Annotated in this window: 11 protein-coding genes and 1 pseudogene; 5 read left to right on the plus strand and 7 right to left on the minus strand. The window is 70.5% G+C overall.

The annotated features are described in order from the left end of the window. The first annotated feature begins 109 nt into the window (after positions 1-109). From IPN03_14630 to IPN03_14650, 5 genes are all read left to right on the plus strand, one after another. The gene (locus IPN03_14630) at positions 110-985 is read left to right on the plus strand and encodes a VCBS repeat-containing protein (GenBank protein ID MBK9374920.1); all 876 of its coding nucleotides are present in this window, start codon (positions 110-112) and stop codon (positions 983-985) included. Positions 986-1,282: 297 nt separating this feature from the next. Next, entirely contained in the window at positions 1,283-2,674 is a 1,392-nt protein-coding gene (locus IPN03_14635) for a L,D-transpeptidase (GenBank protein MBK9374921.1), read from the plus strand. A gap of 74 nt (positions 2,675-2,748) precedes the next feature. After that, positions 2,749-3,180, plus strand: coding sequence for a hypothetical protein (locus tag IPN03_14640; GenBank protein MBK9374922.1), 432 nt, complete (start codon positions 2,749-2,751; stop codon positions 3,178-3,180). Between the two features lie 396 nt (positions 3,181-3,576). Beyond that, positions 3,577-4,326 carry a hypothetical protein gene (locus IPN03_14645; GenBank protein ID MBK9374923.1) on the plus strand — a complete coding sequence of 250 codons (750 nt, stop codon included), beginning with the start codon at positions 3,577-3,579 and terminating at the stop codon, positions 4,324-4,326. Positions 4,327-4,339: 13 nt separating this feature from the next. Next, positions 4,340-5,728, plus strand: a complete 1,389-nt coding sequence (locus tag IPN03_14650; protein ID MBK9374924.1) for a sigma-54-dependent Fis family transcriptional regulator — start codon at positions 4,340-4,342, stop codon at positions 5,726-5,728. Here IPN03_14650 and IPN03_14655 read toward each other — a convergent pair. The 7 genes and pseudogenes from IPN03_14655 to IPN03_14685 all read right to left on the minus strand — a co-directional run bounded on the left by IPN03_14655 (position 5,706) and on the right by IPN03_14685 (position 10,862). Then, a complete protein-coding gene (locus tag IPN03_14655) occupies positions 5,706-6,716 on the minus strand; it encodes a porin (GenBank protein MBK9374925.1) in 1,011 nt (336 codons plus the stop codon). The genes IPN03_14650 and IPN03_14655 overlap by 23 nt on opposite strands. Further along, entirely contained in the window at positions 6,713-6,883 is a 171-nt protein-coding gene (locus IPN03_14660) for a hypothetical protein (GenBank protein ID MBK9374926.1), read from the minus strand. The genes IPN03_14655 and IPN03_14660 overlap by 4 nt, the downstream gene beginning before the upstream one ends. Positions 6,884-6,886: 3 nt before the next feature. Beyond that, the gene (locus IPN03_14665) at positions 6,887-8,125 is read right to left on the minus strand and encodes an ammonium transporter (GenBank protein MBK9374927.1); all 1,239 of its coding nucleotides are present in this window, start codon (positions 8,123-8,125) and stop codon (positions 6,887-6,889) included. Between the two features lie 324 nt (positions 8,126-8,449). Further along, positions 8,450-8,920, minus strand: coding sequence for a hypothetical protein (locus IPN03_14670; GenBank protein MBK9374928.1), 471 nt, complete (start codon positions 8,918-8,920; stop codon positions 8,450-8,452). A gap of 130 nt (positions 8,921-9,050) precedes the next feature. Continuing rightward, a pseudogene (locus IPN03_14675) lies at positions 9,051-9,638 on the minus strand (error-prone DNA polymerase). 565 nt (positions 9,639-10,203) lie between these two features. Next, a complete protein-coding gene (locus IPN03_14680; GenBank protein MBK9374929.1) occupies positions 10,204-10,620 on the minus strand; it encodes a type II toxin-antitoxin system VapC family toxin in 417 nt (138 codons plus the stop codon). Next, positions 10,617-10,862, minus strand: a complete 246-nt coding sequence (locus tag IPN03_14685) for a hypothetical protein (GenBank protein MBK9374930.1) — start codon at positions 10,860-10,862, stop codon at positions 10,617-10,619. Before IPN03_14685 ends, IPN03_14680 begins: the two co-directional genes overlap by 4 nt. Between the last annotated feature and the right edge of the window lies 1 nt (position 10,863).

Raw genomic sequence — 10,863 nt, forward strand, 5'->3', positions numbered from 1 at the left:
CGCGTTTCCGAGAAGGGAGGCCCCCGGGGCCGGGTCAGGTCCTCTCCGAGGGGTGTTGGATCGAGAATGGCGGGGACAGGTGCGTTCCTCTCGTCCCGTGGGAGGTCTCATGCTCGTACGAAGAAGAGCCTTCGGCGCCCGTTCGGCGGTCTTTCTCGCGGTACTCGCGAGCGGGTTCGTTCCCGCACCCCGCTCCGAAGCCCAGGGCCGGTCCACTCTGGCCGTCGCCGCGCCCGTCCTGAAGTGGCAGCGAGGCGGCTGCTTCAGCTCGTGGTGCCAGACCGGGTGGTACTCGTCGCCCGCGGCCGCAGATCTCGACGGAGACGGACTCCCGGAGGTGATCTGGGGTTCGTACGACGTCGTGGCTCTCGAAGGCGACACGGGCGCCTTGAGGTGGCGGGCACCGAACGGCTCGCGCGTGTGGCCCGGGGTGGCGGTGGCCGACCTCACCGGCGACGGCGCTCTCGAGGTGATCGCGGGGCGTGGCTCGGACCAGGTCACCGCCTACGACCGGGACGGGAACACCCTCTGGACCCGCAATCCCTTCGGCAGCGGCGAGGTCCGGACGCTCGCGGTGGAGGACCTCGATACCGACGGGATCCTCGAGATCGTCGTCGGCCGGGCCAGCGGCGGCGCCACGAGACAGCTGAACGTCTTCGACCCGGCAGGCATCGTCCGCGCCGGCTGGCCCGCGCGGCGGGACGGGGAGGCCGGCTACGGCTGGGGTATGTACAACGCGAACGTCGCGGTGGCCGATCTCGACGGCGACGGCGAGGAAGGAGCTGATCGGCCCGACCGACACCCACTACGTCACGGCGCTGGACCGGGGAGGCAACCAGCTCCCCGCCAGCGCCCTTTACGGCGCGGGCAAGGTCTGGAGCCAGGTGGGCGTCCACGTGGGCCACGCGGTCGACCTGCGGGGCTATGCGAACTGCGGGACGGAGCACCGACCCAACTGGGCGAACTCGGCGCCTGCCGTCGGTGATCTCGACGGGGACGGTGTTCGTGAGGTCGTCATCGTCGGCAACGTCTACAACTGCGGAACGAGCCCGTACACGAGCCTCTACCAGATGCCCTTCGTCTTCCGGCTCGACCGGACCCGGGCGTCGGGCGCCGGCTGGGACTGGACGGTGCTGCCGACGCCGGGCGCGGGGAGCGGGCCGCTGTCCGAGGACTATTCGGTGATCGAGACGGTCCTGCCGAACCCCGTCCTCGCCGATCTCGACGGTGACGGGCAGAAGGAGATCCTCTTCCCCTCGTACGACGGCAAGGTCCACGCCTACTGGCTGGACCGGACGGAGCACGGCAGCTGGCCCTACGACGTCCCGGAACGGGGATCCGCTTCGCGAGCGAGCCCGCCGTGGCGGACCTCGACGGCGACGGATACGCGGAAGTGCTCTTTGCTTCGTGGCCGCAGAAGTCGGTGGGGGGGGACGGGCCAGCTGCGTCCTCGACCATCTGGGCCGTCCCTGCACGCTGTCGACCTCCCGGCGCCCTTCGGCGGCGCGACCTGGAACGGAGCCCTCGGTGCACCGACGCTCGCGGACGTCGACGGCGACGGCGAGCTCGAGGCCGTACTCGGAACGGTCGCTTCGGGCGTCGTCGTCTACGACCTCCCCGGACGCCAGGAACGCCCGGGTCCTGTGGGGAACAGGACGGGGCACCCTTCGGAGGACGGGCGTCGCACCGGGTCCGTGGGCCCGCCGCTGCCCTCGCGGTTCCACGCGCTCGCTCCGTGCCGGGTGCTCGACACGCGTCTGACGGCGGGCCCCCTCGGCGGACCATCGCTTGCGGCCGCGGCGCGTCGCCTGCTTCCGCTCAATGGCACCTGCGGCATCCCTCCGGGAGCCAGGGCAATCTCGACGAACCTGACCGTGGTGGCCGGAGGGGCGGCCGGGTCGCTCGTCCTCTGGGCCGGCGACGGCGACCTGACCGGCACATCCAGCCTCAGCTTCGGGGCGGGGCGCACCCGCGCGAACAACGCCGTCGTCGAGCTCGCCCGCGACGGAACCCGAACCCTCTGGGTGAAGAGCTCGTCCGCCTCGCCGGTCGACGTCATTCTCGACGTCAACGGGTACTTCGAGTAGGAACGTGCACGGGCCCGCCCGGAACCGGCGCCATCTCCGAGACCGGCCGTGGCCGGCGTCCTGGGTGCGCTCGCGCTCTCCGCCCTGCTCGCCGCGACGCCCGCGGAACCCCTTCCCGCCACCATCGGGAACCCGCGCCTCGTCGTTCAGAAGGCCCGGCGCGCGCTTCTCGTCTACTCGGGGAGAAGCTCCTGAAGACCTATCGTGTCGGCCTCGGCCTCAACCCCGTTCCTCCCAAGGAGCGCCAGGGAGACCGGGCCACTCCCGAGGGCTCCTACCTCGTCTGCATGAAGAACCCTCAGAGCCGGTTCGTCCTCTCCCCTGGGCCTGAGCTACCCGAATCCCGCGGACGCCGAAGGGGCCTCGCAGCCGGGTCGATTTCCCGGCGGCAGTACCGGCAGGTCGTGGAGAGCGCCCGCGCGGGCGCCTGCCCTCCCTGGAACACGCCGCTCGGAGGCGAGGTCTTCATCCACGGGAGCGGCTCGGAGACGGACTGGACCTGGGGCTGCGTGGCCCTCGACGACGACGACATCCGGGAGCTCTTTCCGCGGATTCCCGTCGGGACGCCCGTCGTCATCGAGCCCTGAGGCGTTCGCTCGCGGCCGGCGTCCAGGCGTCGAAGCCGCTCGGAAAGGCAGCGCCATACCCCTAGAATCAGGGCGTGACGCGGAGAAAGGCCGGGAACGCGGACGCTCTCCCGTCGCTCGACGCTGCCGCGAACGCCTTCCGGGACCTGCTTCACGGGGTCCTCCTCCAGGCGAGCCAGGGCACTCCGCGGGCCGTCTTCCTCCGGGACCTCCTCCGGACGGTGCTCGACTTCTCGCGCTCGGACGAAGCCGCACTCCGATTCCCGGAAGGCGAGAGAGCCATCATCTGCCGCCTGGAAAGGGGCAAGCTTCCGGAGCCTCGCTTCGACCTTCGCGTGGAGGAGGCCGGGCGGCGGAGAGCGCGTCCCACCCGCCCCTCCCGTCCGTCCGAAGACAAGCGCCCGTCCACTCTTCGCCTCGCCCTCTCGCTCGGCAGGGAGGCCGCAGGCGAGCTGCGGCTCTCGCGTGCCGGAGGCGTGCCGTTCACGGCGGCGGAGGTCTCCTGATTCGCGGGATCCCGGAGACCCTGAGCCTCGCGCTCGCGCACCAGCGCGCCCAGTGGGCCCTTCGCGAGCGGGTGAAGGAGCTGACCTGCCTCTACGGGATCGCGCGGATCGTGGAGCAGCCGGGGCTGGCGATCGCCGACGTCCTCCAGCGGATCGTCGGTCTCCTCCCGTCGGCGTGGCAGTACCCCGACGTCACGGCTGCGGCCATCACCTTCGACGGCTCCTGCCAGGCCAACCCAGGATTCCGGCCGGACGCACAGCGACAGACCGCTTCGATCGTCGTCCGCGGGGAGCCCCGGGGAATCGTCGAGGTCGTCTACCTCGATGAGAAGCCCGACGTCCACGAAGGGCCCTTCCTGGCCGAGGAGCGGAGCCTCATCGACGAGGTCGCGCCAGGTGGGTCTCTGGGTCGAGCGGAGGGAGGGAGACGAGGAGAAGGCGATGCTCCAGCGGCAGCTGAGGCACGCCGACCGGCTCGCCACGATCGGGCAGCTCGCCGCCGGGGTCGCCCACGAGCTGAACGAACCCCTCGGAGGGATCCTCGGCTTCGCCCAGCTCGCGAGGAAGAGCCCGGGCCTCCCGGCGCAGGCCGACGCGGACCTCGAGAAGATCGTGAACGCCTCGCTCCACGCGCGGGAGATCGTCCGCAAGCTGCTGATCTTCGCGCGGCAGATGCCGGCGGCGAAGACGAAGTCCGACCTGAACCGGGTCGTGACCGAGGGGCTCTACCTCGTCGAGGCACGTTGCGCCACCGAGGGGATCCGCCTGGAGAGAGACCTCGATCCGGCGCTCGCCGGGATCGTCGCCGACCCGGGCCAGCTCCAGCAGGTCCTGACGAACCTCGTCGTGAACGGGATCCAGGCCATGCCCGCCGGCGGCCGGCTGACCATCCGGACGCGGAACCGGCCGGGAGGGGTCGTCCTCTCCGTGGAGGACACGGGGGCCGGGATGGACGAGGAGACGCTCCGGGAGATCTTCAACCCGTTCTTCACGATGAAGGAGGTCGGGCAGGGAACCGGGCTCGGCCTCTCGGTCGTCCACGGGATCGTCACGGCGCACTGCGGCACGATCCGGGTCGAGAGCGAACCGGGGCGGGGTTCGCGATTCGACGTCGACCTCCCGCTTTCCGGCCCGGACGCAGCCTGAGGAGAAGAACCGCGTGACGAAGGACGAGACGCCCGCCAGGATCCTCGTCGTCGACGACTCCCCGTCGACGCTCGAGGTGCTCCGCCGCAACCTCGAGGACGGCGGCCACTTCGTCGTGACCGCCTCGGGCGCCGCCGACGCGCTCGCCCTCCTCTCGTTCACTCCCGTCGACCTCGTCCTCACCGACCTGAAGATGCCGGGAATGTCGGGCCTCGCCCTCGTCCGGCACGTGACGGAGAACCTGAAGGAGACGGAGATCGTCGTCATCACCGGCTACGCGACGATCGGCGGCGCCGTCGAGGCGCTCCGGACCGGCGCGGAGGACTACCTCGCCAAGCCGTTCACCGACGACGAGCTCCGCGAGGCCGTGGGGCGCGCGCTCCGGAAGCTCCGGGGCCGCAAGTCCGAGAGCGCTCCGCCGCCCGCCGCCGTCCCCGGCCTCCTCGGGGAGTCGGAGGCGATCCGCCGCGCCGGGCGGGCGATCGAGCGGGCCGCGCCGTCGGAGGGGGGCGTCCTCCTCGGAGGGGAGGACGGCACCGGCAAGGAGCTCGTCGCGCGGATCATCCACAACAGGAGCGCCCGGGCCCACGGTCCGTTCCTCTCGATGTACTGCCGCTCGGTCGCTCCCGAACTGCTGCACGAGGAGCTCCTCGGCGCGCGGGGGCGCCCGGGGCTCCTGGCGCGCGCCGCGGGCGGGACGCTCTTCGTCGCCGACATCGAGGAGGTCGGGGCGGCGGTGCGGGAGAAGCTTGCGCTCCTCGGCCCGCCGGCGCGTCCCGCGCGAAAACAGCGGTCGACGTCGGCCCGCCTCATCGCCGCCACCTGCTGGGGGACGGGGCCGTCCCGGACGAACCCGCCGGTCAGCGGCGAGCTCTTCGAGGAGGCGATCTGGCTTCCTCCGCTCCGCGAACGGGGAGAGGACGTCGTCATCCTCGCGGGTCATTTCGCGCGCCACTATGCCGGCGCGCTCGGGCGGCCCGTCCCGGAGCTGGCCGACTCCGTCCTCGAGGTCTTCCGAAGCTACCCGTGGCCCGGGAACGTGCGGGAGCTGCGGGGGATCGTGAGGGATCTCGTGGCCAGCGAGCTGACGACGGTCTCCGTCCCCGATCTCCCCCCGCGGATGCGCTTCTCCGCACTCAGGGACGCGGGCTGGAACCGGTCGCTCGCCGACGTCGAAACCGAGCACGTGAGGCGCGTCCTCGCGGCAGTCGACGGCAACAAGACGCGCGCCGCGGAGATTCTCGGAATCGACCGCAAGACCCTTCGCGACAAGCTGCGAGAGCGGAGCTCGCCGGCGCAGCCGTCCCGCGACGAGGCGCCCGGAAAGGAAGAGGGGGCCTTGCGGCCCCCCTCCTCTGCGGTGGAACCGCCTCCCGAGCTCAGAAGAAGTAGAGAGCGTTGAGGAGGACCGTCGGCTGCGTCCCAGTGAGGCTGGATTCCTTCTCGAAGACGTCGCGGGTCGAGTGGTCGAGCCGCAGGTCCGCCCGGAGGACGAGCCCGGGAGCGACCTTCAGCTCCGGCGTGAGCGTCAGCTCCGAGAGGGTCTGCGGTGTCCCCGTGCGGACTCCCTCCGGGTCGTCGAAGACCTCGGCGCGCAGGACGAGCGCAAACGAGGGGGAAAGGCCGAGGCGCCCGTAGAGGGCGACGCCGCCCCACGTCGCGTCCTGGCCGGGCCCGGCGGCGTTCTCCTCGGTCGCCCAGACGGCGTCGAGCCCGAGCGCCGACCCCGCCCCGAGCTTCCACGTCCCGACGACGTTGAGGAACGTCCGGTCGTCCCCGTCGTTTCCGGCGCGCTCCGGCCCGAAGAGGGCGTTGACGTAGAGCGTGGCGTTCGAGGGAAGGGTGAACGCGAGCTGGCCGCCGACGGACTTCGACGAGTTCGAGTCCTCGACGTTGTCCCAGCCGTTCACGACCTCGACCATCGCCGAGACCGTCCCGGAAAGGGCGTAGGTCGCCTTGACCCCGGCGTGAGTCGCCGGCTCCGCGTAGCCGAATAGGAACGAGCGGGTCGCGTTGTCGTTGTACCCGTCGTAGCCCTCGATCACCTCGTAGCCGCCGTGGGTCGCGAATTTCCCGGCGTCGAAGCGGAGGCCCGTTCCGAGCGGCGCGACGTACGAGACGAATGCCTGCTGAAGGTCGAAGTCTCCCGCGATCCCGTCGTCGTCGCGGAAGAGGCCGGCCGCCGCGGAGACCTGAGGGATCGATGCGCCGGCGACGGCGTCGACCCGGAAGCCCGCCTCGCCAGGGGCGGAGGCGACCTTCTGCAGGACGAGCTCGGCGCCGTCGATCTTGATCGCGTTGTCCTCGAAGTCGAAGACGCGGAGCTGGTTCGTGCCGGAGTCGGGGCGGTTGAAGTTCCAGGACCAGCTCGTCGTGGCGAAGCCGTTCACGGCGATCGCTTCGTACCACGGCGCTGGGGCGGCCGCCGCCGGGTGCCGTCGCTGTAGCCGCGGTGGTCTTCCTGTCCGAAGGCGTCAGGCGTGAGGACGACGGCGAACGCCGCCGCGCCGAAGGCGAGGAGGAGGGCCGCCCCGCGGCCCTCCTTTGTCCGGGCCACGGCTCAGACCCCTTCGAGGTAGGCGGTCTCGCCGTGGATCGAGCTGTCGAGCCCCGAGCGTTCCCCTTCCTCGGTGACCTTCACGACGGTCACCCGGTCGATCAGCCAGAGCATTCCGTACGTGAAGACGAACGCCCACGCCGACGAGATCACGACGGCGAGGAGCTGGACGAAGAAGAAGCGGCTGTTGCCGCGGAGGAGGCCGTCGACGCCCGCCGGGTTGAAAGCCGTCGTGGCGAAGATGCCGCTGAGGATGATCCCGATGAACCCGCCAACGCCGTGGACGCCCCAGACGTCGAGGGCGTCGTCCCAGCCGAGCTTGTTCTTCAGGGCGACCGCGTAGAAGCAGGCGACGCCGGCGATGACGCCGATGAGGCAGGCGGTGGTGGGCGAGACGTATCCCGCGGCCGGGGTGATCGTCGCCAGGCCCGCGACGGCGCCCGTGAGGAGGCCCAGGAACTTCGGCTTCTTCGACGTCATCCAGTCCATGGCGAGCCACGCGATGGCGGCGAAGCTGCCGGCGAGGTCCGTGTTGAGGAAGGCGACGGCCGTGACGGAGTCGACCCGGAACTCGCTTCCCGCGTTGAAGCCGTACCACCCGAACCAGAGGAGGCCGGTGCCGAGCGCGACGAGCGGGATCGAGTGCGGGCCGCGGTCCTCGACCTTCCGCTTGCCGACGTAGAGGATCGAGGCGAGGGCGGCGATCCCGGCGATGTTGTGGACGACGATGCCGCCGGCGAAGTCGAGGACGCCCAGCTTCGCGAGGATCCCGCCGCCCCAGACCATGTGGACGAAGGGGAAGTAGACGAAGGTCAGCCACCCCGTGAGGAAGAGCATGTACGCCTTGAACGTCACCCGGTTCGTGAACGCGCCCGTGATCAGTGCCGGCGTGATGACGGCGAACATCATCTGGTAGGCGATGAACACGATCATCGGGATCCCGTCGTTGACCGGGGAGGGCATCTGAAGCGTGATGCCGCGCAGGAACGCCCAGTCGAAGTTCCCGATGATCCCGGCGAAGTCCGTGCCGCTTTTCAGGTCGCCGCTGAAGCACATCGAGAACCCGTAGGCCCACCAGAGGACCGTCGTCCAGCCCATGGAGACGAAGCTCTGGATCATGATCGCCAGGACGTTCTTCCGTCCGACGAGCCCGCCGTAGAAGAAGGCGAGGCCGGGGGTCATCAGCATGACGAGGCTGGAGCACAGCAGCATGAAGGCCGTGTCTCCCGTGTTGATGGTCATCTGGGGCATGTCAGCTCCTCTGCAGGTAGGTCGTCGGGCCGGAACGGGCTGGCCGGTCCGGCGCCAACGGGCGAAATGAAAACGGCCCCGGAGCGTCCGGGGCCATCGGAAACAGCGGATGTCGTCCGGGCGACGCCGCGAGGGGTGGCGGCGGGCTTCTTCGGGGCGGTGAGAGTGTGAGGAGAAATTCCCCGCAAAACGAGGAATTTCACCACGCAAAGGGGATCGCCGTCAACGACTGGAGAGACGGAGCGGCGTCCGGTCCGGGCCGGGCGCCGATCCGGGCCGGACGCGACGAAATGGAGGGGCGTCGTATCCCGGGTCTCACCGGAAATCGTGGCTCGGGGGCGTGCTCTCGCGGTGCTGCGGGTAAGGAGGCGACACGGGTTTCCTGAGCTCGGGGATCGGCTCCTCGAGGCTCATCCGCTCGAAGCGCTCCGCACGGATCGAGAGCGTGCCGTCCTTCTTCTGGAGGCGTCCCTCGACGACGAGGGCGGGGGAGCCGACGACGAGGGCGCGGTTCTCGCGGAAAAGGTCGGGGCGGAGGATCGCCTGGCACATCCCGGTCTCGTCCTCGAGGGAGAGGAAGACGAAGCCCTTCGCGGTGCCGGGGCGCTGACGGACGACGATGACGCCGGCGGTCTTCACCATCGACCCGTCGGGGGCCTTCGCGAGGTCGGCGGCGGAGAGGATTCCTTCGCGCCTGAGCTGCGCGCGGAAGTGGGCGACGAGGTGCGGCCCGGCGGTGATCTCGGAGGTCTGGTAGTCGGCGACGGTCTCCTCGAAGCGGCTCATCTCGGGGAGGGGCGAGGCGACGTCGTCCTCGAGGGTGTCGTAGAGCGGGCCCCAGGTCGCGCGCGGCGGAGGCGGCCTGCCAGAGGGCGGTGCGGCGCGAGAGGCCGCGGACGCCGGTTGCCGCGTCGGGGAGCGTCGCGAAGGCACCGGCGTGGGCGAGGGCGGAGAGCTCGTCTTCACGGAGGCTTGCGCGGCGGGCGAGGTCCTTGACACCGGCGAAGGGCGCGCGAGCCGCCTCGCGCTCGATGGCGTCGGCGGTCGAGGCCCTGAGGCCGCGCACGTAGCGCAGGCCGAGGCGGACCGCGAGCGACGGCGTGACGACGGCAGGTCCGGGGCGCGGCAGGTGCTTCGGCCACGGACCTTTCAGCCGCTCGGTGCGGCAGAGGCGCCCCGAACGGGTGACGTCGATCGGGAGGACGTCCGTCCCGTGGTGCTGCGCGTCCTTCACGAGCGTCGCCGGGTGGTAGAAGCCCATCGGCCAGGCGTTGAGGAGGCCGGCGAGGAACGCCGCGGGGTGGTGGACCTTCAGCCAGCCGCTCGCCCAGGCGATGAGGGCGAAGCTCGCCGCGTGCGACTCGGGGAAGCCGTAGAGCGCGAACGACGTGATGGACCGGACGATCTGCTCCTGCGCCTCGCCGGTGATGCCGCGCTCGGTCATCCCGGAGCGCAGGCGCGTCTCGATGACGGCCATCCGCTCGCTCGAGCGCTTGAACCCCATCGCGCGGCGCAGCTCCTCGGCCTCTCCGCCCGTGAAGCCGGCCGCAACCATGGCGATCTTCAGGAGCTGTTCCTGGAAGAGCGGGACGCCGAGCGTGCGCTTGAGGATCGGCTCGAGCGAGGGGTGCGGGTACTCGACCGGGATCCGCCCCTGCCGCCGGTCGAAGAAGGGGTGGACCATGCCGCCCTGGATCGGGCCCGGCCGGATGATCGCCACCTGGATCACGATGTCGTAGAAGCAGCGCGGGGCGTTGCGGGGGAGCGAGGCCATCTGGGCGCGGCTCTCCACCTGGAAGAGCCCCACCGTGTCGGCCTTGTTCAGGATCTCGTAGACGGCAGGGTCGTCGTGCGGCAGGTGCGCGAGGTCGACGTGGACCCCCTCGGCCGACCGGATCGTCGGGACCATCTCGGCGATGGCCCCGAGCATCCCGAGGCCGAGGAGGTCGATCTTGATGATGCCGAGGTCGGCGCAGTCGTCCTTGTCCCACTGGATGACGACGCGGCCGGGCATCGCGGCCGGCTCGAGCGGGACGACTCCGCGTTCCGCCTGGCCGCCGAGTCTTCCGTCAGGTGTGAGGTGTGAACAGGAGTCCGTGGACCGCGGCGGCTGCGGCGAGCCGCCGGTCGGTCGTCGCCAGGCTGGATCGGTCGCGAATCGCGATCGAGAGGTATGCGGCGTCGTAGACGCTGAGCTCGTCGGTTGCTGCACGAGTCAGGACGTCCTCGAACGGGACGTGCGGCCGGACGACGATCGGCAGGCCGAGTAGCCGCGCATAGGCGCGCTCTGCGTCCCCCATCGCGATGCGCTTGCGGCGTACGGCCCCAAGGAGTCCGTTCCCCACCTCCAGCGGCCAGTGGGGTGCGGTCACGAGCAGCACGTCACCGGTGACCGCAGCCTCGAGAAGCCCCCGAAACGCCACCGGATCTTCGTCGCGAAGGACGAGGCCGAGCGAGATCGAGGCATCGACGGTGACCGTGATCAACGCTGGCCATCCCGGATGAGATCAGATGCAGTCTCCGGCCCTGGAGAGGTTCTCGCCCTGATCTCCTCGAGCTCCTGAAGTGCAGCATGGAGGGATTGCTTGTCCCCTTCGCCGTGTCCTGGAAGGACTCGTGCCACCGGCTGGCCGCTGTCGGTCAGGACCGTAACGACGCCCCTGGCGGCCGCCTGGAGTACGGCACGAAGGTCGGTTTTCGTGGCCTCGATCCAGAGTTCCTCAGTCATG

Source organism: Holophagales bacterium (assembly GCA_016719485.1).
In the GTDB taxonomy this organism is placed as follows: Bacteria; Acidobacteriota; Thermoanaerobaculia; order UBA5066; family UBA5066; genus UBA5066.

What these genes read in the sequence shown, in the direction of transcription:
- IPN03_14630 (MBK9374920.1), top strand. Translation starts at nt 110, where the DNA reads ATGCTCGTACGAAGAAGAGCCTTCGGCGCCCGTTCGGCGGTCTTTCTC.
- IPN03_14665 (MBK9374927.1), bottom strand. Translation starts at nt 8,125, where the DNA reads ATGACCATCAACACGGGAGACACGGCCTTCATGCTGCTGTGCTCCAGC.
- IPN03_14670 (MBK9374928.1), bottom strand. Translation starts at nt 8,920, where the DNA reads ATGAGCCGCTTCGAGGAGACCGTCGCCGACTACCAGACCTCCGAGATC.
- IPN03_14685 (MBK9374930.1), bottom strand. Translation starts at nt 10,862, where the DNA reads ATGACTGAGGAACTCTGGATCGAGGCCACGAAAACCGACCTTCGTGCC.